This is a genomic window from Streptomyces sp. SP17BM10, from assembly GCF_036322405.1.
Taxonomy (GTDB): Bacteria; Actinomycetota; Actinomycetes; order Streptomycetales; family Streptomycetaceae; genus Kitasatospora.
The window spans coordinates 1-26624 of the sequence record NZ_JAQYXB010000556.1; the positions used below are offsets into that span (position 1 = coordinate 1).

The window sequence follows — 26624 nt, forward strand, 5'->3', positions numbered from 1 at the left end:
CAGGAGGTCCTGGACGGCCTTGCGGCGGTCGCCCTTCGGAGCCACCTCGGGGTGGATCTCGAACGGCTCCCCGATGATGTCGCCGACCGTCATGCGCGGGTTCAGCGAGGTGTACGGGTCCTGGAACACCATCTGGATGTTGCGGCGCACGGCCTTGAGGGCCTGGCCGGTCAGCTTGGAGATGTCCTCGCCCTTGAACAGCACCTGGCCGGAGGTGGCCCGCTCCAGGTTCATCAGCACCTTGGCCAGCGTGGACTTGCCACAGCCGGACTCGCCGACGATGCCGAGCGTCTCGCCCTTCATCAGGTCGAAGGAGATGCCGTCGACCGCCTTGACCGCGCCGACCTGCTTCTTGAAGAGGATGCCCTGGGTCAGCGGGTAGTGCTTGACCAGGTCCTTGACCTCCAGGATGGGCTCAGCCATGGAGGGTCTCCTTCCAGAGGTGGCACGCGCTGCGGCGGCCGGTGAGCTCCTTGCCGTCCTTGTCGGTCACCTGGTGCAGCGCCGGGATCTCCGTGCGGCACAGGTCGGTGGCGACGTCACAGCGGGGGTTGAACGCGCAGCCGGCCGGGACCTTCAGCAGGTTCGGGGGCAGACCCTTGATCGCGTACAGCTCCTGGCCCTTCTGGTCCAGGCGCGGGATGGAACGCAGGAGGCCCTTGGTGTACGGGTGCGCCGGGTTGGCGTACAGGTCGCGCACCGGGGCCGTCTCGACGATCCGGCCGGCGTACATGACGGCGATCTTGTCCGCGACGTCGGCGACCACGCCGAGGTCGTGGGTGATCAGGATCAGGCCCATGTTGTACTCGGCCTGCAGTTCGGCGAGGAGGTCCATCACCTGGGCCTGGACGGTCACGTCCAGGGCGGTGGTGGGCTCGTCGGCGATGATCAGGTCGGGCTCCATGGAGAGCGCCATGGCGATCATGATGCGCTGGCGCATGCCGCCGGAGAACTGGTGGGGGTAGTCGCCGACGCGCTGCCTGGCGGCGGGGATGCGGACCCGCTCCATCAGCTCGATGGCCTTCTCCCGGGCCTCCTTCTTGGAGGCGCCGCGGTGCACCCGGAACATCTCGCCCAGCTGGGCGCCGACGGTCATGACGGGGTTCAGCGAGGACAGCGCGTCCTGGAAGATCATCGCGATCTTCTGGCCGCGGATCAGCCGGCGCTCCTCCTCCTTCATGGCCAGCATGTCCTGGCCGCGGTAGAGGATCTGGCCCTGGCTGATCTTGCCGGGCGGCATGTCGAGGATGCCCATGATGGTCTGGGCGGTCACCGACTTGCCGGAGCCGGACTCGCCGAGCACCGCCAGGGTCTCACCGGCGGCCACGGAGTAGTTGACTCCGTTCACGGCCTTCGCGACGCCGTCCCGGGTGTGGAACTCCACGTGGAGGTCCTTGACCTCCAGCAGCGGGGTGCCAACTTCGAGCCGGCCGCTCTTCTGGTTCTTCTCGATCACGGTGGTCATCGGGTCGTCACCTCTTCTCTCAGCGGAGCTTCGGGTCGAGGGCGTCGCGCACCGCGTCGCCGAGCATGATGAAGGCCAGCACGGTGACGCTCAGGACCGCGGCGGGGAAGAGCAGCACGTGCGGGGCCGCCAGGAAGCGGACCTGGGCGTCACTGATCATCAGACCCCAGGAGATCTCCGGCGACTGGACGCCGATGCCCAGGTACGACAGGGCGGACTCGGCGCCGATGTAGACACCCAGGCTGATCGCGGCGACCACGATGACCGGCGCGATGGCGTTCGGCAGGATGTGCCGGAAGGTGATCCGGCCGGCACCGGCGCCCAGGGCGCGGGCGGCCATCACGTAGTCGTTGTTCTTGTTCGCCAGCACCGAGGCGCGCATGATGCGGTAGATCTGCGGCCAGCCGAGGACGGCCATCACCAGGGAGACGGTGTAGGCGTTGCCCTTGCCGAGCATCGACATGATCAGCATGCCGCCGAGCAGGGTCGGGATCGAGAAGAAGATCTCGGTGAACCGCGACAGGACCGAGTCGATGATCCCGCCCTTCCAGCCGGCCAGCAGGCCGAGGAGGGAGCCGACCACGGTGACCAGGGTGGTGGTCAGGATGCCGACGATGATCGAGTTGCGGGCGCCCCAGATGGTGCGGGTGTAGTTGTCGCAGCCCTGGACGTCGTAGCCGAACCAGTGGTCGGCGCTCGGACGCTCCAGCGAGTGCGACAGGTCGCACGCGTTGTTGTCGAACGGGCTGCCGTCGGTGAACCACTGCGGCACGATCGAGATCACGATCAGCGCCAGCACCAGCACGCCGCCGATGATGAACAGCGGGTTGCGGCGCAGGTCGCGGACCGCGTCCGACCAGAGGCTGGCGACGCGCTCCGGCTTCTGATCCTTCGCCGGCGCGGCCTTCGGGTTGTTGTCCCCGGCCGGCGCCGAGGCGTCCTTGGTGATGGTGTCACTCATAGCGAATCCTCGGGTCGAGCACGGCGTACAGCATGTCCACGATCAGGGTGGTCAGGAGGTAGATCAGCACCAGCAGCGTGACGACGCCGACGATGATCGTGCCCTGCTTCTGGTACACGGCCTGGGCGAGCAGACCGCCGATACCGTGGATGTTGAAGATCTTCTCGGTGATCACCGCGCCGCCCATCAGGCCACCGAGGTCAGCGCCGAGGAAGGTGACGATCGGGATCAGGGCGTTGCGCAGGGCGTGCCGGCCGATCACCCGACGGCGCTTCAGGCCCTTGGCGACGGCGGTGCGGACGTAGTCCGCGCGCATGGTCTCCATCAGGCTGGTGCGGGTCAGTCGGGCGACGTACGCGAGCGAGAGCGACGCGAGCACGAACGCCGGCAGCAGGTAGGCGCGGAGCCCGTCGTCCTCGTTGAACGAGACCGAGAAGAAGTCGATGCCGTACGAGTTCTTCAGCTGGACGCCGAGCACCAGCTGGAGGATGAAGCCGGTGACGAAGACCGGCACCGAGATGACCAGCAGGGTGCTGAGGAGCACGAGCTGGTCGAGGAACTTGCCCTTGCGCAGGGCCGCCATGACACCCGCCGCCACACCGACGACCGTTTCGATGACGAACGCCACCAGGCCGAGGTTGAGGGTGTAGGGGAAGGCCTCACCGATCATGTCGCTCACGCTGCGACCCGTCAGGCTCTCGCCCAGGTTGCCCTGGAACACACCCGAGATGTAGTTCCAGTACTGAACGAGGAACGGATCGTTCAGGTGGTACCTCTGACGGATCATCTCCGCCACGATCGGGTCGGCGCGCTTCTCACCTGCCAGCGCCTGCACCGGGTCACCCGGCAGCGAGAAGACGATGAAATAGATCAGAAACGTCGCACCGATGAGAACAGGGATCGCCTGTATCAACCGGCGGATCACATAGCGGCCCATCAGACCTCCATACTTTCGGACAAGGAAGGGAGGCGGGCGGAGCCGGACTGTGGTCCGGTCCACCCGCCCCCGATCGTCTGACTACCGGATCAGCCGGCCATCTCAATCGCAGCCAGGTCGAAGCGCATCTGCGCATCCGTGTTGAAGTTCTTGATCTTCTTGGTGTACGCAGCGGAGGACTGGTACGTGTAGACCGGGATGTACGGCATGTCCTTGATCAGGATGTCGTCGGCCTGCTGGTAGAGCTTGATGCCCTCGTCCTCGGTCTTCGCGGCGTCGGCCTGGTTCAGCAGGTTCTCGAACTGGTCGTTGACGTAACCGCCGTAGTTCGAGCCGCTGTCGATGGCGACCTTCGAGAAGATCGGGCGCAGGTAGTCCTCGATCGACGGGTAGTCCATCGACCAGGCCATGCGGAAGGCGCCCTGGTACTGCTTGGCCTGCAGCGCGTCCAGGATCTTGCCGAACTTCTCGAACGGCTTGAAGGTGACCTCGATGCCGAGGTTCTTCTTCAGCTGGTTGCCGACGGCCTCGATCCACTCCTTGTGGCCGCCGTCGGCGTTGTAGCCGAGCTCCAGGGTGTTGTTCGGCAGACCGCCGGCCTGGGTGAAGAGGTCCTTGGCCTTGGCCGGGTCGTACTTGCAGGCGTCGCCGCAAGCGTCCTTGCGGTAGCCGTTGATCAGCGGGCTGACGAAGTCCGAGGCCGGGACGCGGGTGCCGGCGAAGATCGTCTTGGTGATCGAGTCGCGGTCGATCGCCATCGAGATCGCCTTGCGGATCTCCGGCTTCTGGTAGGCCGGGTTGTAGGCGATCGGGAAGCCGATGTAGCCGATGCCCGACTCCGGCTTGTTGATGTAGCGGTCGCCGAACTCGCTGGCGACGGTGGACATCGCGGAGATCGGGAGCTTGTTGGTGGCCTGGATGTTGTCGGCGCGCAGGTCGTTGTACGCGGTGTCCAGGTTGTCGTAGATCTTGAAGGTCACGCTCTGCAGGTGGGCCTTGGTGCCACCGTAGTTGTCGTAACGCTTGACCTTGATCTGCTTGTTGTGCTCCCAGTCGCCGTCCATCTGGAAGGGACCGTTGCCGATGGGGTGCTCGCCGAACGCCTTCGGGTCGTTGAAGAACGCCGTCGGCAGCGGGTAGAACGGGTTGTAACCCAGCATCGTCTTGAACTGCGAGAACGGCGCCTTCAGGGTGACGGTGAAGGTCTTGTCGTCGACGACCTTCAGGCCCTTGAGCTCCTTGGCGGTCGGGGTCTTGCCCTTGCCCGGAGCCAGCTCCTCGGAGCCGAGGATCTTGTCGTAGAAGGGCAGGCCCTCGGCGGCGTTGTCCTGGTTGGCACCCCAGTTCCAGGCGTCCACGAAGGACTTGGCGGTGACCTTCTCGCCGTTGTGGAAGGTGTAGCCGTCCTTGAGCTTGATCGTCCACACGGTGGAGTCCGGGGAGTCGATCGACTCGGCCATGTCGAGCTTCGGCGCGTTGGTCTGGATGTCGTACTTGACCAGGCCGGTGAAGAGGTTGTACACGATCTCGGTGCCCTCGGACTCCGCAGTGTTCTGCGGAACCAGACCGTGCTGGGGCTCACCGGACTGGACGGCGATGCTGCCGCCGTCCTTCGAGGCCGAGTCGCTGCTCTTCGAGCTGGTGCTGCAAGCGGTCGCGGCCAGGGCGATCGCGGTCGCCGCGACGAGCCACTTGGTCTGGGTTGCACCACGCATGGGGGATGCCTCCTGAAATCGACTATCCAACGAGGAGAGCACCGCGGTTGGTTGATACCGGATCCGCTGTGCCGTCCGCGCTCGTGGTTTCGGCGCGCACCCCTGCGCGTTAACCCTTGACCCGAGCCTGACTGGCTCCACTATCCGTCACGCACGGACACGAAAGTGACCACTGCCGATCTCAATTAGGTCACATGAACGGTCGGTAAGTTTCGAAAACCGGACATATGAGACATAGCCAGACAGGTACCAAACGGACAGTCGTCATGAATGACGGACTGTCATGTTCGCTCAGCGGACACCCCAGTGTGATAGGCGCTATTCCGTTTATACGCGCATCGACAACTTGGGGTGATTGAAAAAGTTCGCCCCCCTCTCCAGTGGAAAGGGGGGCGAAGCTTTCCGGCCAAAGGCCGATCAAACCGTCAGGATCACGCCTTCTTGGCGCGCGAAGCGGTGCGGCCGCGGTCCTTCTGGTCGAGGACGACCTTGCGGATGCGAACCGTTTCCGGGGTCACCTCGATGCACTCGTCCTCGCGGCAGAACTCCAGCGACTGCTCCAGGGAGAGCTTGCGCGGCGGGACGATCGACTCGGCCACGTCAGCGGTCGAGGACCGCATGTTGGTGAGCTTCTTCTCCTTGGTGATGTTCACGTCCATGTCGTCGGAGCGCGAGTTCTCGCCGACGATCATGCCCTCGTACACCTCGGTGCCCGGCTCGCAGAAGAGCACGCCGCGCTCCTGCAGGTTGGTCATCGCGAAGGCGGTGACCACGCCGGCCCGGTCGGCGACCAGCGAGCCGTTGTTGCGGGTGGTCAGCGTGCCGAACCACGGCTCGTGGCCCTCGTGGATCGAGTGGGCGATGCCGGTGCCTCGGGTGCTGGTGAGGAACTCGGTGCGGAAGCCGATCAGGCCGCGGGACGGCACGACGAACTCCATGCGGACCCAGCCCGAGCCGTGGTTGGACATGTTGTCCATCCGGCCCTTGCGGACGCCCATGAGCTGGGTGACGGCACCCATGTGCTCCTCGGGGACGTCCACGGTGAGGCGCTCGACCGGCTCGTGCGTCTTGCCGTTGACCTCCTTGGTGACCACCTGCGGCTTGCCGACGGTCAGCTCGAAGCCCTCGCGGCGCATGGTCTCGATCAGGATGGCCAGCGCCAGCTCACCACGGCCCTGCACCTCCCAGGCGTCCGGGCGCTCGGTGTCCAGGACGCGCAGCGAGACGTTACCGATCAGCTCGCGGTCCAGGCGGTCCTTCACCTGGCGGGCGGTGACCTTGCGGTCCACCTTGGCACCGGACTTGGCGTCCGCGCCCTTGCCGCTGCCACCGCGACCGACGAGCGGCGAGGTGTTGGTGCCGATGGTCATCGAGATGGCCGGCTCGTCCACCGTGATCAGCGGCAGCGCGACCGGGTTCTCCGGGTCGGCCAGGGTCTCGCCGATCATGATGTCGGAGATGCCGGCGACGGCGCAGATGTCACCGGGGCCGGCGACCTCGGCCGGCTTGCGGGTGAGCGCCTCGGTCATCAGCAGCTCGGAGATGCGGACGTTCTGGATCGAGCCGTCGCGCTTGATCCAGGCCACGGTCTGACCCTTGCGCAGCTCGCCCTGCTCGACGCGCAGCAGCGCGATGCGGCCGAGGAAGTTGTCGGCGTCCAGGTTCGTGACGTGGGCCTGGAGCGGCGCGTCCTCGTCGTAGCTCGGGGCCGGGACGTGCTCCAGCAGGGTGGAGAAGAACGGCTCCAGGCTGGTGCTGTCGGCCGGGACGGTGCCGTCCTCCGGCTTGGTCAGCGACGCGACGCCGTCACGGGCGCAGGCGTAGACGATCGGGAACTCGATCTGGTCCTCGTCGGCGTCCAGGTCCAGGAAGAGGTCGTAGGTCTCGTTGATGACCTCGTCGATCCGGGAGTCCGGGCGGTCCGTCTTGTTGATGCACAGGATGACGGGCAGACGGGCCGTGAGCGCCTTGCGGAGCACGAAGCGGGTCTGCGGCAGCGGGCCCTCGGAGGCGTCGACGAGGAGCACGACCGCGTCCACCATCGACAGACCGCGCTCGACCTCGCCACCGAAGTCGGCGTGGCCCGGGGTGTCGATGATGTTGATGGTGATCGGCGCGCCACCGTCCTTGGGGTGGTACTTGACCGCCGTGTTCTTCGCGAGAATGGTGATGCCCTTCTCGCGCTCCAGGTCGTTCGAGTCCATCATGCGGTCGTCGAGCTGCTGGTGGGCGGCGAAGGCGCCGGCCTGCTTGAGCATGGCGTCGACCAGGGTGGTCTTGCCGTGGTCGACGTGGGCGACGATGGCGACGTTACGGATGTCGTTGCGCGTGGGCATGCCTAGCGGATTCTCCCGGAATCGTGGGTTACGGCGCCCGGCCGCGAGACGCGCACTTGCGGCCGCTGATCGGCCGCTGCCACCCGTTCGCCTGCTACTACCGGTCCACCCGCCGGGCATCTGGACATGCCTCGGCTTTCTCCTATGGTACGGGGAAGGGCGCACCGGGGCAGAAACGAGCCCGTCCGGCGGGATCAAGATCACAGCGAGGTCACGCCGGACTACGGCGTCACGGCCCACCCGACGTCCTGGAAGCGCGGCCAGTCGAAGCCCCACACCCCGGCCCCGGCCACGCCCGAGCGGACCCCGACCAGCTCCGGCCGCTGGTAGAGCGGCACCGAGTGACCGAGCTGCCAGATCCGGACGTCCGCCTCCTGGAGCAGGTCCAGACGGGTGGCTCGGTCGAGCTCGCCGGCCGCCCGGTCGAAGAGGTGGTCGATCTCCTCGGTGCCGCTGCGGGCGTAGTTGCTGCCCGGGTCGAGGGTGCCGTCGGGGTCCGGCCGGGGCTTGGCGTAGGCGGGCCGCTGCTCGCTCGCCGGGCTGGGGCCGGCCGGCCAGGAGAACAGGGCGAGGTCGTAGTCCCCCACCGCGAGGTGGTCCTTGACGAAGCTGTCGGCGGACGCGGTCACCTTCCGCAGGGCGACGCCCTGCTCGGCGAGACCGGCGGTGAGGGCGTCGGCGGTGCGCTCGGCGGTCGCGGAGCCGGCCGGGACGAGCAGGGCGAGGGCGAGCGGCTTGCCGTCCTTGGTCCGCGGGCCGCCGCCGTCCGGCCGCTTCCACCCGGCCTCGTCGAAGAGCCGGGCGGCGTCGGCGGGGCCGGCGGACGCGCTGTTGTCGCGGTAGCCGTCCTGGTCACCCGCGAAGAGGTGGCTGCCCAGCGCGGCCGGGGCGATGCCGAGCGGGGTGAGGGCCGCGGCGGCCACCCGCCGCCGGTCGACGGCCCGGCCGAGGGCGAGGCGCAGCGCGGGGTCGGTGAGCGGGGCCCGGGCCGCGTTGAAGGTGAGCTGGGTGAGGGAGGCGGCGGCGGCCCGGTGCACGGTGATCCCGGGCAGGGACTCGGCCCGCCGCAGGGCGAGCGCGGCCGCCTCGGGGGCGGCGGCGGGCGGCGCGGCGGCCGCGGAGGGGCTCGCGGACGGCGCCGGGGGCAGCGCCCGGTCCACCGCGACGGTGACCGGGGCGATGTCCAGCCGGTCCTGGTCCAGGGCGTCGAGGCGCCGTTCGGGGGCCGTCGCGAGGAAGTCGATCCGGTCCGCCTTCGGCTCCTCGCCCCACCAGAGCGGGTTGCGCACCACCGTCACCCGGCCGTCCTCGGCGTCGTAGCGGGACAGCACGTACGGCCCGGCGCTGAGGTGGCCGCCGCCCGCGAGCGCCTGGTTGAACGCCGCCGCGGTGGACGTCTCGGCGGCCGGGTAGAGCGGTCCGAAGAGGGCCGGCCAGTCGGCGCAGGGCCGCCGGAAGGTGACCTTGACCTCGTGCGGGTCGGCGCCCTGGCCGATCGAGTCGATGGCGTCGTACCCGGCCGGGTGGCCGCCCTGGTAGGCCGGGTCGAGGCCGGAGAGCGCGGCCCGCTGGGCGATCAGGTCGGCGGCGGTCAGCGGGGTGCCGTCGCTCCAGACGGCGTGCGGGTTGAGCCGGTAGGTGACGACCTGCGGCTGGCGCCCCGGCGGGGTGGACTCGGCGCCGGCCAGGTAGTCGGGGTCGGGGACGAGCCGCCCGTGCCCGTCGGGCCGGAAGAGCGACGGGTAGAGGGCGTGGGCGAGCAGTGCCGAGTCGCCGGTCGCGGCGGGCTGGTAGACGTTGAGCGTCGCGGGGACGCGGTCCACCGCCCAGCGCAGCGTCCCGCCGTCCCGGACGGCGGCGCGGTCGGCGGGCCGGACGTCCCCGGTGGCGGCGCTGACCTCGGGGACGGGCTCGGGGGCCGGGGGCCGCGCCGGGGCCGGGCGGTCGGAGCAGCCGCCGAGGGCGGCGGCGAGCAGCAGCGCGGCGGCTGCGGCGGTGAGCTGGCGGACGCGCATGGCGGCCATCGAACGCCGACCGGCCGGGCGCGCCCGCGCCGACACGTCGGAGCACCGGGCGACTGCACCCGGACGGCCGATCCCCGGCGCCGTGGCCGGGTCCGCGTCACAGCGCCAGCTCGAACCAGACGATCTTGCCCTTGGGCGTGCGCCGGCTGCCCCAGCGCTCGGCGAGCAGGCTGACGAGCTGCAGGCCGCGCCCGCCCTCGTCGGTCTCCTGCGCGCGGCGCTGGCGGGGCTGGGCGTAGCCGTCGTCCCAGACCTCGCAGACCATGCCGCGGTCGCGCAGCAGCCGCAGCCGGATCTCGCCGCGCCCGTGCTTGAGCGCGTTGGTGACCAGCTCGCTGACGAGCAGCTCGGTGGTGTCGACGAGCTCGTCCAGACCGCGGGCGAGCAGCCAGCTGCAGGCGAGTTCGCGGGCCTTGGCGACGGAGGTGGGCTCCGGCGGCAGGAACCAGTTGCCGACGCTGTCCTCGGGGAAGGCGTGCACCTGGGCCATCAGGAGGGCGATGTCGTCCTCGCCGTGGTGCGGGTTGAGCTCGCCGAGGACGTGGTCGCAGAGGTCCTCCAGGCCCTTGCCCTCGGCGGAGAGCGCGGTGCGGAAGGCCCGCAGGCCCTCGTCCAGCTGGTGCTTGCGGCTCTCCACGAGGCCGTCGGTGTACAGGCCGAGGACGGCGCCGTCGGGCAGCGTCAGCTCGACCTCCTCGAAGGGCTCTCCGCCGACGCCGAGCGGCAGGCCGGGCGGCACGTCGAGCATCCGGGCGGGCTCGCCCGGGCTGAGCAGGACGGGCGGCAGGTGGCCGGCGTTGGCGAACACGCAGCGCCGGGTGACGGCGTCGAAGACGGCGTAGACGCAGGTGGCCAGGTAGACCTCGCGGGCCTCCTCGTCGGCCGTCGAGGTCAGGCGCCCGTACGGGCTGGCCGGGCCGGCCGGCACCGAGTCGTCGCCGAGGCCGCGGGCGATCTCGTCGAGGGCGCCGAGCACCTCGGCGGGGTCGAGGTCGAGCATCGCGAGGGTGCGCACGGCGGTGCGCAGCTGGCCCATGGCGACGGCGGCGCGCAGGCCGCGGCCCATGACGTCGCCGATGACGAGCGCGGTGCGGTTGCCGGGCAGCGGGATGACGTCGAACCAGTCGCCGCCGACCTCGGTGTTGTTGTTGCTGGGCAGGTAGCGGCAGGCGATCTCCAGGCCGCTGGCGGCCGGGTTGCCGGGCGGCAGGAGGCTGCGCTGGAGGATCAGGGCCCGCTCGTGCTCGCGGCGGTAGAGCCGGGCGTTGTCGATGCAGACGGCGGCGCGGGCGACGAGCTCCTCGGCGATGGCGACGTCGCGGGCGTCGAAGGGCTCGCTGCCGATGGCGCGGGAGAGCTGGACGAGCCCGAGGACCTGGTCGCGGGCGACCAGCGGGACGATCAGCGTGGAGCGCAGCAGCGGGTCGGGCCCGGGCTCGGGGACGACGCTGCGGCCGGTGCGCAGGGCGCGGGCGTGCGGGGAGCGGCGCGGGTAGCAGAGCGTGCCGCCGGCCTCGGCGATGGGCAGGCCGGTGACCGAGCCGAGCACCGAGGAGGCGCCGCCGACGACGCTGGAGACGGCGACCCGGCGCAGTTCGCCGCTGCCGTCGGTGAGGACGGTGTCGCCCAGGCGCCCGGCGCTCGGGACGCTCTCGCCGGAGAGCAGCGCGGTGTACAGGTCGACGGTCGCGAGGTCGCAGAACGGCGGGACGACGACGTCCAGCAGCTCCTTGGCGGTGGTCTCCAGGTCGAGGGTGGAGCCGATGTGCGCGCTGGCCTCGTTGAGCAGGGCGAGGTTGCGGCGGACGCCGTCGGCCTCGCGCTCGGCGACGTGCCGGCTGGTGACGTCGGAGACCTGCCCGGCGACGCCGATGGGCTGCCCGGCGGCGCCGTTGAGGCGGTAGAGCGACACGGCCCAGAGCCGGTTGCCCTCGCGGGTGGGGACGACGCCGTGGAAGCGCAGGTCGAAGACGGGCTCGCCGGTGGCGAGGACCTTGCGCAGGGCGGCGCTGAGCCGGTCGGCCTCGGAGGGCGGGAAGAGGTCGTGCGGGGTGAGGCCCTCGAGGTCGACCGGGGCGAGGCCCATGCCGGAGGCGAAGGCGTCGTTGACGCGTTGGAGGCGCAGCCGGTCGTCGAACAGGACGAAGCCGGTCGGGGTCTGGCCGAAAACCGCCTCCGAGGCGGCGAGGTCGGTCTCCACCCGGCGCAGCCGGCCGAGGTCGACGGCCAGACAGGTGGCGCCGGCGGGCAGGGCGGTGTCCGGCATCAGGTACAGCTCGGCGAGGCCCTCGCCGCCGGCGGCGTCGAGGTACGGGGTGGTGCCGGTCCACTCCTCGCCGCCGAGGGTGCGCTCCAGCCGGGCGCGCCCGCGCTGCCAGAGCTCGCGCGGGACGAACGTGGTGATCGGGTCGGCGCCGAGCGCGTCGGTGGCGGGGACGCCGAAGAACTCGGCGGCGCGCTCGCTCCACTGGCTGATCCGCCCGTCGGGGCCGATCGCGAAGGTCGCGACCCGGATGTAGTCGTAGACCGAGCCGGCGCCCGCGTGGGTGCCGGCGTGGGCAGCGGCGGCGCCGTTGCGGCCCTCGGCCGCGGCGGCCGCGCGGGCCACCGCCGGGGCGGGCAGGTGCGGTGAACCGGCCTGCCCGGGCACGGCGGCATGACCGCTGCTGCTCGGCGCGTTCCGCGCCGGGGTGCTGTTCAACGGACCGACCCCTCCAACCCGCGACCGTCCGGATGTCGAGAAGACCGAGTATTCATCATCGAGGGGTACGTTCACACGCCCTCAACATCACAACATCAGATCGGGCGAAGGTTTTTGTCCTACCACCCGCGCAACCACAATGCCACGCCCGCGCCCCCTTCCGGAGTGCGCGCTCCCCCTGGCCGCCAGGTGGCATATGCAGCCCCGTTCTACTCGCGTCCCGCTGGTCCTCCGCGCCGGCTCACGCCCTCGCCCGCTGCGCGCCTCACGGCTCGTCGGGCTCATTACCCGGGAGCGCCTGCTCGAACCAGACCACCTTGCCGATGCCCTCGGCCCTGGCACCCCAGCGCAGCGCGAGCCGGCGGACCAGCTCCAGGCCCCGGCCGCCCTCGTCGGCCTCGGCCGCGTGCCGCTCGCGCGGCGGGTCGGGCAGCGGGTCGGAGATCTCCACCAGCAGCGTCTCGCCGAGCGTCAGCCGGACCCCGATCGGCGCACTGGCGTACCGGACGGCGTTCGTGACGAGCTCGCTGACCAGCAGCTCCGCCGTGTCGGTCAGCGCCTCGACGCCCCACTCGGCGAGCGTGGAGCGCACCAGCCGCCGGGCCCGGGAGACCGCGGTGGGCTCGGCGGGCAGCGTCCAGCCGGCCGTCGGGGTGCCGGCCTGGCCGTGGCCGAGCCGGGCCAGCAGCAGCGCGACGTCGTCCGGCTCGCGCCCCTGTTCCATGGTGTCGAGGACGGCCTCGCAGGCGGCCTGGATGGACGCGTGCGGCGCCTGGAGGACGGTGACCAGCCGGCCGAGGCCGACGTCCAGGTCCTTGTCCCTGGACTCGACCAGGCCGTCGGTGCACAGCGCGAGCAGGCTGCCCTCGGGGATCTTCAGTTCGACCGACTCGAACGGGACGCCGCCGACGCCGAGCGGGGCGCCGGAGGGCAGGTCGAGGATCCGGCCGGTGCCGCCGGGCAGCAGGCTGCCGGTGCGGGTCGGCCCCTCGGTCTCCTGGCCGGGCACCACGAGCACCGGGGGGATGTGCCCGGCCTTGGCGACGGTCAGCCGGGCCGTGCCGGGGTCGAAGACGGCGTAGACGCAGGTCGCGAGCAGCGCCTCGTCCGGCCCCTGGGCGAGGTCGTCGGCGAGCTCGTGGACGTGCCGCAGCAGTACGTCCGGCGGCAGGTCGAGGGCGGCGAGCACCCGGACGGCTGTGCGCAGCCGGCCCATGGTCGCGGCGGCCCGCAGGCCGTGGCCCATGACGTCGCCGACGACCAGCGCGGTGCGGTCGCCGGGCAGCGGGATGACGTCGAACCAGTCGCCGCCGACCTCGGTGCCGCTGGAGCCGGGCACGTAGCGGTAGGCGACCTCGACCCCGGTGGGCTGCGGGACCTGCTGCGGGAGCAGGGTGCGCTGGAGGGTGAGCGCGGCGGTGCGCTCGCGGGCGTAGAGGCGGGCGTTGTCGAGGGAGCTGCCGGCCCGGTCGGCGAGTTCGACGGTGAAGGCGAGGTCGTCCCGGTCGAAGCCCTCGCGGTAGCCGGCCCGGCTGACCAGCAGCAGGCCGATCACGATGCCGCGGGCGCGCAGCGGGACGACGAGCATCGAGTGCACGCCGAGGTCGTGGGCGGCCTGCATCTTCGGGTCGCCCGGGTAGGTGACGTCGTTCAGCTGGTCGGCGCCGGAGAGCAGCTCGGGGACACCGGTGCGCAGCACCCGGCCGCAGGCGGAGTCCTCGGCGAAGGTGATCCGGGCGCCGCGGCGCAGCATCACCTCGACCTCGGGGCCGTCCTGGACGGAGGCGGTGCCGAGCTGGAGCAGCGAGGTGCGCCGGTCGTGGCCGTGCCGGGGCAGGTCGTCACCGTGGGCGACGGCCTGCAGAAGGATCACCGCGGAGTGGTCGGTGAGCCGGGGGACGACGGAGCCGGCCAGCTCCTGGGCGATCCGGGCGGCGTCGAGGAGGTCGCCGACGCGCGAGCCGAACTCGTTGAGCAGGGAGAGCCGCCGGCGGGCGTGCTCGACCTTGGCGACGGCCCGGTAGCGCTCGGTGACGTCCATGACGGTGCCGGAGATGCCGAGCACCCGGCCGGAGCGGTCGGTCATCCGGCTGTAGGAGATCGAGCGGTAGCCGGAGCGGGCGGTGACCGGCGAGGCGAGGGTGACGTCGATGACCGGCTCGCCGGTGGCCAGCACCTGGCGCTGGATGGCGGTGATCTCGTCGGCGGCGCGCTCGGGCAGGGTCTCGCCGGTGGTGCGGCCGACGTGGTCGTCGGTGGCGACGCCGTTCATCTCGGCGAGGGTCTGGTTGACGGCGGTGTAGCGCAGGTCGGTGTCGAGGACGGCGATGCCGAGCGGGGACTGCTCGAACAGCGCGTCGCGCACCGCGAGGTCACGCTCGACGGCCCGGACGGCGGCCGCCTCGGCCAGGTTGACCTGGAGGAACGGGGTGCCGTCGCCGTCCACCAGCAACGAGATCCGGGCGTCCACGGCGACCGGCACGCCGTCGCGGTCGCGCAGTTCGGCGGGCCCGGCCCAGCGGCCGTTGCGCAGGGTGTCCTGGATGGCGGCCTGGATCCGGACGACCTGCTCGTGGTCCGGGATGAGTTCGTCGATCCGGCGGCCGACCAGCAGCTCGTTCGGCCAGCCGAGCAGTTCCTCGGCGGCGGGGCTCCAGAGCACCACGCGGCCGGCCGTGTCGAGGATCGCGATGGCGACCTTCAGCATGTCGAGCAGGCTGCCCTCGGCCGGGGCGCCGGGCCCGCCCGGCGGCTCGGTGGGGCCGCCGGGGAACGGGCGGCCGGGGCGGCTGCGCAGGCCGGGCCGGACCCCGCTGCCGGGGACGTCGAGGGTCGGCGCGGGCCGCGGGGTGCCGGCCTCGGCACCGCCCGGGGCGGCCTCGGTGACGGCGGCGGGCCCGCGGCCCCGGCGGCGGCCGGCGGACGGCCGCGGGGCGGCCGGACGGGCGCCGCGGCGCAGCCGGGCGCGGGCGGCGGCGCTCCCCGCGGTGCCTGTCCGCCGCACTCCCCCGCCGCCGTTACCGGTATTCGACACCGACGGGGCCTCCGGCTCTGGTCGGGATCGGCGCCGCCGGCTGGGGCGGCTCACCGATGGTGACGAAACGTGCCGAAAAGTGACATACCCAGCAGAACCCCAGGCTATCCCGGCTTCCGGGTCGTCTTGTCCGATTGACCGACCTGGCGCGGCGCCGGGAGCCGGGGCCGCGCCGGCGGACGGGAACTCAGCCGCGCAGGAGTCCGGCGACGTGCGGGAGGACCTCCCGGTCGTGGTCGAGCCAGTCGACGGAGTCCAGCTCGTCCGGGCCGAGCCAGCGCAGCTCGTCGTGCTCCAGGAGCGGGCGGGGGTCGCCGTCGAGCAGCTCGGCGCCCCAGAAGTGCAGTTCCAGGCCCGGACGGACGGTCCACGCTCCGGGCAGCCGCTCCAGCGCCCGGGTCGGCACGCCGAGTTCCTCCAGGAGCTCGCGCTCCAGCGCCTCGGCCTCGGTCTCGCCGGGCTCTGCCTTGCCGCCCGGGAACTCCCAGCGCCCGGCCACCTCCGCCGGGGTGTCGCGGCGCGCGGCCAGCACCCGCCCCGCCCGGACGATCACGCCGCCGATCACGATCCGGACGGCGTCCTGCTCCTCGATGTTCACGGTCCCGGGATTCATGCCACCGAGCCTATGCGTCCCGGGCGGCGCTCCCGGCCGCGCTCTCGGCCTCGGTCCAGTAGAGCTGCTTGTGGCCGCGGGCCTCGAACTCGGCCGCGAGGCGCTCGGCCTCGTCCTTCGCCAGCCCCCGTGCGACGACGAAGCGGTTGCCGTTGTCGTCCTGCCGCATCACCCGAAAGGTGCTCATGGCGCGAGCGTATCCCCGGCCTGCGTGGGGGTCGGGCCGGGGATACCTGACCGGAACCGTACGGGCGGCTCGCTACCGGCAGGTACGGGCCCGGTTAACTCCGGGTAAGACGGCGCCTCAGACCCGGAGGTCGGGCGCCTGCTCGCCGGTGGACAGGCCCAGCTCGCGGCGGGCGTCCACGCTGAGCGGGGTGGTCTTGGCCGTCAGCAGCTTCGCCCGCCGGATCTCGCCCTCCAGCGCGGTCGGATCGCTCGTCCGCGCGGCGGAGTCCCAGGCGGTGGCGGCGTCCCGCTGGGCGGCGGCCAGCGCCGCGACCTTGGGCTTCGCGGCGTCCGGCCAGAGCGTCGTCGTGCGGGACAGCTGCTCGGCCTCGGTGCGGGAGGCGGCCGCCATCCGCCGGGCCCAGCTCACGTACTCGGCGCCGGCCGTCGCGACCTCGCCCTTGGGCTGGTCCGCGTAGGCCGTGTTGAAGCCGCGGACGGCCTCCAGGTAGGCGAGCTGGGCGGAGGTCAGGCTGAGGCGGTCGGTGCGGACGGAGCCCACGTGCTCGGCGTCGCGGTCCTCGAAGGCGCAGGTGACGAACCGTTCGCCGGACTTCCAGTTGCCGCTGGTCGGGTAGAGGTAGATCTCGTCCATGCCGTCCGGGATCGCCCACGGGTCGAGGGCGTAGGTGTCGAGCACCGGGCGGCAGAGCTCGGCGGCGCGCTGACGGATCACCGACTCGCCCGGGTAGACCGGGGTGGCGCCCACCGGGATCCCGGCGGTGCCGGCCACCTCGCCGTGGTGCGGGGCGGAGCAGGGCACCTTGCGGACCCAGTACACCGTCTCGTCGCCGCCGTCCGGGTCCGTCCGGCTGCCCCCGTCCGGAGAGCTGTAGCAGTCCCCGGACTTGAGGGCGGACCAGCGGACCGAGCCGGACGGGGCCCTGGACGGCGCGCCGGAGCCGGCGCGGTCGACGGGGGCCGGGGCCACGACGGCGCTGAGGACGGCGAACGCGGTGACCATGACGCCGAACACGCCGAACACCAGGCCCGTCACGGCCATGCCTATGCCGCGCTCGCCGCGCCTCCTGATCTGGACCATCGCGACGATCGCGAGCACGATCGCGACCGGCCAGGTGCAGGTGAGGCCGGTCACGAGGGCGCCGATGGCGAAGCCGTTGACCTGCTTGGGGGGCTGGGGGTAGCCGTACGGGTGACCGGGCTGGAAGCCGGAGTACGCGCCGGGCGGGACCGACGCCCAGCCCCCGGTGGGCGCGGCAGGCCCCGCGGGCCCGCCGGGCGGCGGCGGGGGCGGAGCCAGGGGCGGGGCCCCGGTAGGGGCGGCCCACGGGTCGGCGGGTGGGGTCGTGTCGGCGGGGGCCGGAGCGTCGGCGACCGGAGTGTCGGCGGGGGTCGGAGCGTCGGCGGGAGCCGGCGGGGTGTCGGTCTTGCCGAGGTCCACCCGGTCCGCCGGTGCGTCAGCGGGCTGCTGCGCCCCGGCCGGCGGGGCCGCCTTCTTGTCGAGGTCGACCCGCTCCGGTGGGCCGTCGGCGGGCGCGGGGTGCTCCGGCCCGGGGACGGGCGCGTCGGGATCGGGCTTGGACACGTGGACTCCCCCGGGCCCGGCGGTGCGGGCGTCAGCTCGGCGTTCTGCGCCGTCCGGCGGCCTTCGGCACGCGGCTCGGAGCCCGAACGGGCCCGAGAACGAACGGTCGCGCGACTTTACCCGATCTTTTCGAACGCCTGCCCGCCCTTTGTTCCCCCGCCCGCGCCCCGTCCTCAGCCGCGCGCCAGGACCTCGCCGTGGAGCATCGAGAACCAGGCGTCCCCGGCGCCGCTCCACTCCCGCCAGCCGGCCGCGATCCGCTCCAGCTCCGCCCGGTCGGCGAAGCCCTCGGCCACAGCCGTGCGGGCGAACGCCGAGTCGACCGTCCGGTCCGCCCACATGCCACCCCACCACGTGCACCGCTCGGGCGTCGCGAACGTCCAGGTGGTGGCGGTGGCGGTGACCTCGGCGAAGCCCGCCTCCCGGGCCCAGGACAGCAACCGCCGCCCGGCGTCCGGCTCACCGCCGTTGTGGCGCGCCGTCCGCCGGTAGAGCGCCAGCCAGTCGTCCAGCGCGGGCGCCTCGGGGTACCAGGTCATCGAGGCGTAGTCGACGTCCCGGGCCGCGACGACGCCGCCCGGTGCCAGCACCCGGCGCATCTCGCGCAGCGCGGCCACCGGGTCCGCCACGTGCTGGAGGACCTGGTGGGCGTGCACCACGTCGAACTCACCGTCGCGGTGGGACAGCCGGTGGACGTCCGCGACCTCGAAGACGACGTTCGAGAGCCCCCGCCCGGCGACGTACGCGGCCGCCTGCTCCAGCACCTCGGCGGAGGTGTCCACGGCCACCACCCGCCCACTCGGGCCGACCAGCTCGGCCAGGTCGGCGGTGATCGTGCCGGGCCCGCAGCCGACGTCCAACAGGGCCTGCCCGGGCCGCAGTTCGGGCAGCAGGTAGGCGGCGGAGTCGGCCGCGCCGCGCGAACGGTGCGAGCGCAGCACGGCCTCCTGATGGCCGTGCGTGTAAACGGTGGACGGTCCGCTCATCGGATCCCCCTCGATCGAGTTCGGCTGCCTCCGACGCTACTCCTCTTCTCGTATGACGAGAATATTCGTCTCACATATCGACCGCTCGACAGCGCCTCCCCCATCGCCCGCCGTACCGTGGAGGCGCCCCCGACAGAACGGTCCCGCCCCATGCCAGGCCCGCGCCCCTTCGTCCTGCTGAGCGCCGCCGTCTCACTCGACGGCCACCTCGACGACGCCTCCCCCGAGCGCCTGCTGCTCTCCAACGCCGCCGACTTCGACCGGGTCGACGAGGAGCGCGCCGCCGCCGACGCGGTGCTGGTCGGCGGCAACACCCTGCGCACCGACAACCCGCGCCTGCTGGTCAACGACGCCGACCGGCGGGCGGCCCGGGTCGCGGCCGGCCGCCCCGCGTACCCGCTGAAGGTGACGCTCAGCGCGAGCGGCGCGCTCGACCCGGCGCTGAGGTTCTGGCACACCGGCGGCGACAAGGTCGCGTACACGACGGACGCCGGCGCGGCGGCCCTGCGCCCGGCGCTGGACGGGCTGGCCGACGTGGTCGCACTCGGCGGCACGGTGGACCTCGGCGCGGTGCTGGACGACCTGGGCGCCCGCGGCGTGCGCCGCCTGATGGTCGAGGGCGGCGGCAGCGTGCACACCCAGTTCCTCGCGCAGGGCCTGGCCGACGAACTCCAGCTGGCCGTGGCCCCGCTGCTGGTCGGCCAGGCGCGGGCGCCGCGGTTCGTCCACCCGGCCGCCTTCCCGGGCGGTCCGGCGCGGCGGATGCGCCTGCTGGAGGCACGTACGGTGGGCGATGTCGTCCTGCTCAGGTACGCCCCGAAGGAGCCCGCCCCGTGACCACCGACCTCGACCACCTCCGACGGGCCGTCGAACTCTCCCGCCTCTGCCCGGCCTCCGGGACGGCCTTCTCGGTCGGCGCGGTGGTCGTCGGCGCGGACGGCGAGGTGCTCGCCGAGGGGTACAGCCGCGAGGTGGACGCGCACGACCACGCCGAGGAGGCCGCGCTCGGCAAGCTCCCGGCCGACGACCCGCGGCTGCGCGGCGCGACGGTCTACAGCTCGCTGGAGCCGTGCGGGCAGCGGGCGTCGCGCCCGGTGCCGTGCGCCCGGCTGATCATCGCGGCGGGCGTGCCACGGGTCGTGGTGGCCTGGCGCGAGCCGGACCTGTTCGTGACCGACTGCCAGGGCACGGCGCTCCTGGAGGCGGCCGGGGTCGAGGTGGTCGAGCTGGCGGAGCTGGCGGCGGAGGCCCGGGCGGTCAACGCCCACCTGCTCGGATAGCCGAAGCGGAACGCCCATCACAGCACTGCGGCCTGCAAAAACGCAGCCCCCGAAGTGGTCATCCAGTACCCGTCCAGCACGGTGCGGCCTTGTCCAGCACAGCCAGCACATGTGACCGCGGACATGCCCCCTCATCCGGCATTGTGTACACGGAACACTCTCAGCACCGAGTCAGCACAGAAAACGCAACGGGGCTCGCCTCAAGGAGGCGAGCCCCGTTCGACCCGTGCATGTGACAGGTCGATCCGGCTCACGGCGATCGATCGATCAGACGTTGAAGCGGAACTCCCACCACAGCGCTGTGACCTGCGAAAATGGTGATTCTGAGGGCCCAAGTCAGCACGGAATCAGCACCGTGACGGAACGCCGGGTCAGGGGATCAGTAGTGGTAGCGGGCCGCCAGGATGATGATCTCCCGGTCGGTGACCAGATAGACGAGGCGATGCTCGTCATCAATCCGCCGCGACCAGGCCCCTGGGAGGTGGTACTTCAGGGGCTCGGGCTTGCCGATCCCGGTGAACGGATCGCGCAGGACGTCCTCGATGAGCTTGTTGATCCTCGCGAGCATCTTGCGATCGTTCTTGAGCCAGGACGTGTAGTCCTCCCAGCCCTGCTCTTCGAAGACGAGCCTCACTCGACACCCCGCCCGGCATCAGCCGAGTCCGGGTCGATGAGCGTGCGTTCGGAGAGCCCTATGCCGTTCAGTGCGTTGTCGTACGCCTTGAGGAGGCGACGCGCGTTCGCCGGCGAACGCAGGAGGTACGAGCCCTCACGCAGGGCGGCGTAGTCCTCGGCGGAGACGAGCACGGCATTTCCGTGCTTGGACACGATCTCGATGGCGTCGTGATCCTCGTTGACCTTCTTGATCAACGGGAAGAGATCCCTGCGGGCCTCGCTCGCGGTGATGGACATGGCGCGAACCCCCTTAGGCGAGTGGTACCGAATAACGTACCACTCAATCGAAGCTTCGGGGGCATCGACGGCCGGCATGGACTCCCGCAAGTCAGCACCAAGTCAGCACGGAAATGAGGAGAGGATCGGACTCCATGGAGTCCGACCCTCTCCGACCTGCACACTTGCCAGATCAAGTGACATGCAGTAATGACTTGATCACACGTTGAAGCGGAACTCCACCACGTCGCCGTCCTGCATGACGTATTCCTTGCCCTCGATGCGGGCCTTGCCCTTGCTGCGGGCCTCGGCGATGGAGCCGGTCTCGACCAGGTCGGCGAAGGAGATGACCTCGGCCTTGATGAAGCCCTTCTGGAAGTCGGTGTGGATCACACCGGCCGCCTCGGGGGCCGTGGCGCCCTTCTTGATGGTCCAGGCGCGGGTCTCCTTGGGGCCGGCCGTCAGGTAGGTCTGCAGGCCGAGGGTGTCGAAGCCGACGCGGGCGAGGGTGGCGAGCCCGGGCTCCTCCTGGCCCATCGACTGGAGGAGTTCGAGCGCCTCGGCGTCGTCGAGCTCGATCAGCTCGGACTCGATCTTGGCGTTCAGGAAGATCGCCTCGGCCGGGGCGACCAACTCGCGCTGGGCGTTCTTGAAGTCCTCGTCGCCCAGCTCGTCCTCGTCCACGTTGAAGACGTAGAGGAAGGGCTTGGCCGTCAGCAGGTGCAGCTCGCGGATCGGGGCGGTGTCGAAGCCGGCCTCGAAGAGGGTCTTGCCGGTCTCCAGGATCGCCTGCGCGGCCTCGGCGGCGGCCAGCACGGGGGCGGTGTCCTTCTTGAGGCGCGCCTCCTTCTGGAGCCGCGGCAGGACCTTCTCGATGGTCTGGAGGTCGGCCAGGATCAGCTCGGTGTGGATGGTCTCGATGTCGTCCTTGGGCGACACCTTGCCGTCCACGTGCACCACGTCCGGGTCGGTGAAGGCGCGCACGACCTGGCAGATCGCGTCCGACTCGCGGATGTTCGCGAGGAACTTGTTGCCCAGGCCCTCGCCCTCCGAGGCGCCGCGCACGATGCCGGCGATGTCGACGAAGTCGACGGTGGCCGGGAGGATGCGCTGCGAGCCGAAGATCTCGGCGAGCTTGGCCAGCCGCGCGTCCGGGACGCCGACGACACCGACGTTCGGCTCGATGGTGGCGAACGGGTAGTTGGCCGCCAGCACGTCGTTCTTGGTCAGGGCGTTGAACAGGGTCGACTTGCCGACGTTCGGCAGGCCGACGATTCCGATCGTGAGCGACATGAAGCGCAGTCCCGGGGCTTGGAGGAGTTGGACCGGCACCGTGCGGGCCGACCCCCAAGTCTACGGGCAGCCGCTCACGCCCCGGTCGCCACGGGCAGGGGCTCCAGGAACTCCAGCCGGTTGCCCAGCCGGTCGCTGGAGTGGAAGCGGCGGTGGCCGGGCAGGTCGTCGTCCCAGACGACCTCGTGGCCGTGCTCGGCCAGCCTCCGCGCCAGCGCGTCCAGCGCGCTCACCTGGATGCCCGGGTGGCCCTTGAGGGACGGCCGGAAGTCCGGCGTGACGCCGAGGTGGACCTCCAGCCCGCCGCCGCGGAACCAGCAGCCGCCGCGGGCCGCGAGCACCGGCGGCTTCGCCACCTCCGTCATCCCGAGGACGTCGCCCCAGAAGGCCCGGCACTCGTCCTCGGCGCCGGCCGGGATGTCGAGCTGGACGTGGTGGAGCCGTTCGAGCCTGAAATCGGTGGTCATGGTGGTCCCCCGGTGGAGCGGATCGCACGGCGGTCGCCGCGGTGCCGCCCGGCGCCGACCGGGCGGGCCGGCGGACCTGAACGACGATCACATCAGTACTCCGTCCGGAGACACGGAGCAAGGCCTGAACGGTCCATTACACAGTGTGGCGATGATCGGACCGTACGTTGGGCGGGTGGAGCAGAGCATCCGTACCCAGCCGCCAGGGCCCAGACGCCGTCCGCCGAACGGCAAGGGCGCCGCCGTCCCCGGGCCGGGGCGCGGGCCCGAGGGCGCCGGGGCCCCCGCCTCCCGGCTGCGGCCGGTGGCCGGGGCTCCCGCGAGCGCCCGCCCCGCCACCCCGAAGCTGCGGCTGCGGCTGCCGCTGCGCGGGCGCGGGGAGGCCCGGATCTACGGGCGGCGCCGCACCGGGCGGCCCACCCGGCTGACCGCCGTCGGCACCGGCGTGGTCGGCGTGCTGGCGACCCTCGCGGTGGCCGGGGCCGACCGGCTGCTGTTCGACGGCCTCGGCTGGCTGTTCGGCCTCGGTTACGTGGTCGTCTGCTTCCAGCTGGCCGTACGGGTGCGCTACGTCGACCTGCTGGCCGCGCCGATCAGCGGCCCGATCGCCTTCGCGCTCGCGCTGTCGCTGCTCGCGCCGGTCGACTCCCCGGGCGTGACCGCCCAGGTGGTGGCGCTCGCGACCGGGCTCGCGCTGCGGGCCGGCTGGCTGTTCACCGGCACCGGGCTGGCCGCACTGATCGTCCTCGCCCGGTTCGTCGCCCAGCGCCGGATCCAGCACTCGCGCTGAGCGGCGCGCCCCCGGGCGCCCTCAGCCGGCCGCGCGCGCCGCGGCCATCGCGGCACCGACGATGCCCGCGTCGTTGCGCAGTTCCGCGGGCACCACCCGGGCACCGCGCTCGCGCAGCAGCGGCAGGAACTTCTGGTGCTTGCGGCTCACCCCGCCGCCGATCACGATCAGCTGCGGCGAGAACAGCATCTCCACCAGGTCCAGGTACTCGTCGACCCGCCCGGCCCACTGCTCCCAGCTCAGCTCGTGCCGCTCCTTCGCGGCCGAGGAGGCCCGGCGCTCGGCGTCCTTGCCGCGCAGCTCCAGGTGGCCCAGCTCGGTGTTGGGCACCAGCGCGCCGTCCACGAAGAGCGCGCTGCCGATGCCGGTGCCGAAGGTGAGCACCAGCACCACGCCGGCCTGGTTCCGGCCCGCGCCGTGCGCGGTCTCGGCGAGGCCGGCCGCGTCGGCGTCGTTGAGGACGGTCGCGGGCAGGTCCAGCGCCTCGCGGAACAGCCCCTCGGCGTCCAGGCCGATCCAGTCCTTGTCCATGTTGGCCGCCGTCCTGGTGCGGCCGTCCACCACGACGCCGGGGAAGGTCAGCCCGACCGGGCCCTCGTGGCCGAAGTGCCGGACCACCTCCCGGACCGCGGCGATCACGGCCTCGGGGGCGGACGGCCGCGGGGTGAACACCTTGTGGCGTTCCTCGGTCAGTGCGCCGCGGCCCAGGTCGACCGGGGCGCCCTTGATGCCCGAACCGCCGATGTCCACACCGAATACCGCCGTCATCACGACCGCCCTCCGCCGGATGCCGCGGACCGTCGTCCACAGCCTGTGCACAAAACTACGAGAGGGCGCACGGCCGCGCACAGCAGGAAGGTCCGGTGCCCCGCGCGGGGCACCGGACCTTGCGGCACTGGGTTACAGCTTGCCCGCGGCCTCGGCGCGCAGGTCGCGGCGCAGCTCCTTGGGCAGCGAGAAGGTCAGGTGCTCCTCGGCGGTCTTGACGGTCTCGACCGTGTCGTAACCGCGCGCGGCCAGGAACTCCAGCACGCCGTCGACGAGGATCTCCGGCACCGAGGCGCCGCTGGTGAGGCCGACGGTCGTGACGCCCTCCAGCCACTCCTCCTGGATCTCGTCGGCGAAGTCCACCAGACGGGCGGCCTTGGCGCCGTACTCCAGGCCGACCTCGACCAGGCGGACCGAGTTGGAGGAGTTCTTGGAGCCGACGACGATCAGGAGGTCGGTCTCGGGAGCCAGCTGCTTGACGGCGACCTGGCGGTTCTGGGTCGCGTAGCAGATGTCGTCGCTGGGCGGGCTGACCAGGAGCGGGAAGCGCTTCTTCAGCTCGCCGACGGTCGCCATGGTCTCGTCCACCGAGAGGGTGGTCTGGGACAGCCAGACGACCTTGGACTCGTCGCGGACCCGCACGTTGGCCACGTCCTCGGCGCCGTCCACCAGGTGGATCCGCTCCGGGGCCTCGCCCATCGTGCCGATGACCTCCTCGTGGCCCTCGTGGCCCACCAGCAGGATGTCGTAGTCCTCGTCGGCGAACCGGACGGCCTCCTTGTGCACCTTGGTGACCAGGGGGCAGGTGGCGTCGATGGTGGCGAGCTTGCCGGCCTTCGCCTCGTCGTGGACGGACGGGGCGACCCCGTGCGCGGAGAAGACGACGATCGCGCCCTCGGGCACCTGCTCCGTCTCCTCGACGAAGACCGCGCCCTTCTTCTCCAGGGTCTGCACCACGTACTTGTTGTGGACGATCTGCTTGCGGACGTAGATGGGGGCCCCGTACTGCTCCAGGGCCTTCTCCACGGCGATCACGGCGCGGTCGACTCCCGCGCAGTAGCCCCGGGGGGCGGCGAGCAGGACACGGCGCTGCGCGGTGTTGGACATGGGTCCATCGTACGGGCGGCGGGGAGCCGCGCCGACGGGAGGCGCAATCCGGACGGTTCCGGTCGCGGGTGCTCAAATGTGGTGCTCATGAGTGAGCGATTCGCGCAGGACCCCGGGGGCGGCGCGGGCGGCCTGCGGCGCAGCCTGGGCATGCGCGACCTGATGGTCTACGGGCTGCTGTTCATCGCCCCGATGGCCCCGGTCGGCGTGTTCGGCGTGCTGGACGCCAAGAGCCGCGGCGCCGTCGCCACGGTGTACCTGGCGGCGACGGTCGCGATGGGCTTCACGGCGTTCTCGTACGCGCAGATGGTGCGCGCGGTGCCGCGGACCGGGTCGGTGTTCGCGTACGCGCGGGCCGGGCTCGGCGAGGGGGCCGGGTTCGTCGCCGGGTGGATGGCGATGCTCGACTACCTGCTGATCCCCGCGGTCGCCTACCTCTTCTCCGGGATCGCGCTGCACTCGCTGGTGCCGGCCGTCTCCCGCTGGGTGTGGACGGCGCTCGCGGTCGTGGTGACCACGGCGCTCAACCTGATCGGGGTCCGGACGGCGGCGGCGGTCGGCTTCGCGGTGCTCGCCCTGGAGATCGCGGTGCTCGCGGTGTTCGTCGTCGCGGCCGTGGTGGTGCTGGTCCGGGACGGCGCCCGGCGCGGCTGGGACACGCCGTTCACCGCCGTCGGCCCCTTCTCGTCGACGGCGGTGATCTCGGCGGTCTCCGTCGCGGTGCTCTCGTTCCTGGGCTTCGACGCGATCGCGACCTTCGTCGAGGAGGCGGTCGGGGCGTCGGCGGCGGTGGCGCGGGCGGTGCTGTGGTGCCTGGCGCTGGCCGGGGTGCTGTTCGTCGCGCAGACGTACCTGGCGGCGCTGCTGGAGCCGCTCGCCCCGGCGCGGCTGGCGGCCGACCCGGCGGCGCAGGGCTCGGCGTTCTACGACACCGTGGAGGACGCCGTCGGGCACTGGCTGCACGTGCTGGTGGCGGCGAGCAAGGCGATCGGCGCGGCCTTCGCGGCGCTGGCCGGGCAGGCGGCGGCCGGGCGGCTGGTCTTCGCGATGGGCCGCGAGGGGCGGCTGCCACGCGTGCTCGGCTCGGTCGACCCGGTCTCGGCGGTGCCACGCCGGGCGCTGCTCGCGGCGGCGGCGATCACGCTGGCGGCGGCGCTCTGGGCGGCGAACCTGGACGACGGACTCGACCGGCTCACCTCGGTGGTGAACGTGGGCGCGCTCACCGCCTTCGCGCTCCTGCACGCCTCCGTCGTCGGCTGGTACGCGGTGCGGCACGGCTCGCGGGACCGGCTGCGGCACGTGGTGGTGCCGGTGCTGGGGATCGCGGTGATCGGGGCGGTGGTGTACGAGGCGTCGACGACGGCGCAGGTCGTCGGGGTGGCGTGGCTGGCGGTCGGTCTGATGGTGCTGGCCGTGCAGGGGTCGGTGGGCGCGGGCGGCACGGGCGGGGACGCTGTCGGCGGGCGCCGCTAGCCTCGTACG

The 26624-nt window shown here is 71.9% G+C and carries 21 protein-coding genes and 1 pseudogene; 3 read left to right on the forward strand and 19 right to left on the reverse strand.

Features of this window, described 5'->3' with window-relative positions:
* The 13 genes from PUR71_RS14220 to PUR71_RS14280 form a co-directional block, all read right to left on the reverse strand.
* The coding region (locus PUR71_RS14220) for an ATP-binding cassette domain-containing protein (RefSeq protein ID WP_329927336.1) at positions 1-423 on the reverse strand (423 nt) is incomplete at its 3' end.
* On the reverse strand, positions 416-1465 hold the full coding sequence (locus PUR71_RS14225; RefSeq protein WP_329927337.1) for an ABC transporter ATP-binding protein: 1050 nt from the start codon (positions 1463-1465) through the stop codon (positions 416-418). The genes PUR71_RS14225 and PUR71_RS14220, both read right to left, overlap by 8 nt.
* 19 nt (positions 1466-1484) lie before the next feature.
* Positions 1485-2426: an ABC transporter permease gene (locus tag PUR71_RS14230; protein WP_329927338.1), complete on the reverse strand. Its 942-nt coding sequence runs from the start codon at positions 2424-2426 to the stop codon at positions 1485-1487.
* Positions 2419-3363, reverse strand: coding sequence for an ABC transporter permease (locus PUR71_RS14235; RefSeq protein ID WP_329927339.1), 945 nt, complete (start codon positions 3361-3363; stop codon positions 2419-2421). The genes PUR71_RS14230 and PUR71_RS14235 overlap by 8 nt, the downstream gene beginning before the upstream one ends.
* An 89-nt stretch (positions 3364-3452) precedes the next feature.
* Positions 3453-5078: a peptide ABC transporter substrate-binding protein gene (locus PUR71_RS14240; RefSeq protein ID WP_329927340.1), complete on the reverse strand. Its 1626-nt coding sequence runs from the start codon at positions 5076-5078 to the stop codon at positions 3453-3455.
* 431 nt (positions 5079-5509) lie between these two features.
* Entirely contained in the window at positions 5510-7414 is a 1905-nt protein-coding gene (typA, locus tag PUR71_RS14245; protein WP_329927341.1) for a translational GTPase TypA, read from the reverse strand.
* 221 nt (positions 7415-7635) lie between these two features.
* On the reverse strand, positions 7636-9429 hold the full coding sequence (locus PUR71_RS14250; RefSeq protein ID WP_329927342.1) for an ABC transporter family substrate-binding protein: 1794 nt from the start codon (positions 9427-9429) through the stop codon (positions 7636-7638).
* Between the two features lie 106 nt (positions 9430-9535).
* Positions 9536-12139, reverse strand: a complete 2604-nt coding sequence (locus tag PUR71_RS14255; protein ID WP_443077444.1) for a SpoIIE family protein phosphatase — start codon at positions 12137-12139, stop codon at positions 9536-9538.
* A 265-nt stretch (positions 12140-12404) separates the two neighbouring features.
* Positions 12405-15173, reverse strand: coding sequence for a SpoIIE family protein phosphatase (locus PUR71_RS14260; protein WP_329927343.1), 2769 nt, complete (start codon positions 15171-15173; stop codon positions 12405-12407).
* Between the two features lie 187 nt (positions 15174-15360).
* Entirely contained in the window at positions 15361-15786 is a 426-nt protein-coding gene (locus PUR71_RS14265; RefSeq protein ID WP_329927344.1) for an NUDIX domain-containing protein, read from the reverse strand.
* 10 nt (positions 15787-15796) lie between these two features.
* Positions 15797-15973 carry an SPOR domain-containing protein gene (locus PUR71_RS14270; RefSeq protein ID WP_329927345.1) on the reverse strand — a complete coding sequence of 59 codons (177 nt, stop codon included), beginning with the start codon at positions 15971-15973 and terminating at the stop codon, positions 15797-15799.
* Positions 15974-16090: 117 nt separating this feature from the next.
* Positions 16091-17560: a DUF4190 domain-containing protein gene (locus PUR71_RS14275; RefSeq protein WP_329927346.1), complete on the reverse strand. Its 1470-nt coding sequence runs from the start codon at positions 17558-17560 to the stop codon at positions 16091-16093.
* Positions 17561-17733: 173 nt separating this feature from the next.
* A complete protein-coding gene (locus PUR71_RS14280; protein ID WP_329927347.1) occupies positions 17734-18546 on the reverse strand; it encodes a methyltransferase domain-containing protein in 813 nt (270 codons plus the stop codon).
* 150 nt (positions 18547-18696) lie between these two features.
* Here PUR71_RS14280 and PUR71_RS14285 point away from each other — a divergent pair.
* Positions 18697-19826: pseudogene (locus PUR71_RS14285) on the forward strand (dihydrofolate reductase family protein).
* Between the two features lie 379 nt (positions 19827-20205).
* Here the strand turns inward: PUR71_RS14285 and PUR71_RS14290 are convergent.
* The 4 genes from PUR71_RS14290 to PUR71_RS14305 form a co-directional block, all read right to left on the reverse strand.
* Positions 20206-20460: a Txe/YoeB family addiction module toxin gene (locus tag PUR71_RS14290; RefSeq protein ID WP_329927348.1), complete on the reverse strand. Its 255-nt coding sequence runs from the start codon at positions 20458-20460 to the stop codon at positions 20206-20208.
* Positions 20457-20738 (reverse strand): type II toxin-antitoxin system Phd/YefM family antitoxin, encoded by a 282-nt coding sequence (locus PUR71_RS14295; protein WP_329927349.1) that lies wholly within the window; start codon positions 20736-20738, stop codon positions 20457-20459. The genes PUR71_RS14290 and PUR71_RS14295 overlap by 4 nt, the downstream gene beginning before the upstream one ends.
* Before the next feature lie 198 nt (positions 20739-20936).
* Entirely contained in the window at positions 20937-22010 is a 1074-nt protein-coding gene (gene ychF, locus PUR71_RS14300; protein WP_329927350.1) for a redox-regulated ATPase YchF, read from the reverse strand.
* A 74-nt stretch (positions 22011-22084) separates the two neighbouring features.
* Complete coding sequence (locus tag PUR71_RS14305) at positions 22085-22477, reverse strand: VOC family protein (protein ID WP_329927351.1); 393 nt, start codon at positions 22475-22477, stop codon at positions 22085-22087.
* A 175-nt stretch (positions 22478-22652) separates the two neighbouring features.
* Between PUR71_RS14305 and PUR71_RS14310 the strand changes: the two genes are divergently transcribed.
* Positions 22653-23267: a DUF6542 domain-containing protein gene (locus PUR71_RS14310; RefSeq protein ID WP_329927352.1), complete on the forward strand. Its 615-nt coding sequence runs from the start codon at positions 22653-22655 to the stop codon at positions 23265-23267.
* 21 nt (positions 23268-23288) lie between these two features.
* On the opposite strand, the gene ppgK is transcribed toward PUR71_RS14310, so the two are convergent.
* Together ppgK and PUR71_RS14320 are read right to left on the reverse strand one after the other, a co-directional pair.
* Positions 23289-24035 carry a polyphosphate--glucose phosphotransferase gene (ppgK, locus tag PUR71_RS14315; protein ID WP_329927353.1) on the reverse strand — a complete coding sequence of 249 codons (747 nt, stop codon included), beginning with the start codon at positions 24033-24035 and terminating at the stop codon, positions 23289-23291.
* Between the two features lie 132 nt (positions 24036-24167).
* Positions 24168-25142 (reverse strand): 4-hydroxy-3-methylbut-2-enyl diphosphate reductase, encoded by a 975-nt coding sequence (locus PUR71_RS14320; RefSeq protein ID WP_329927354.1) that lies wholly within the window; start codon positions 25140-25142, stop codon positions 24168-24170.
* 87 nt (positions 25143-25229) lie between these two features.
* Here PUR71_RS14320 and PUR71_RS14325 point away from each other — a divergent pair, with 87 nt between their 5' ends.
* Positions 25230-26615, forward strand: coding sequence for an APC family permease (locus PUR71_RS14325; protein ID WP_329927355.1), 1386 nt, complete (start codon positions 25230-25232; stop codon positions 26613-26615).
* The last annotated feature ends 9 nt before the right edge of the window (positions 26616-26624 follow it).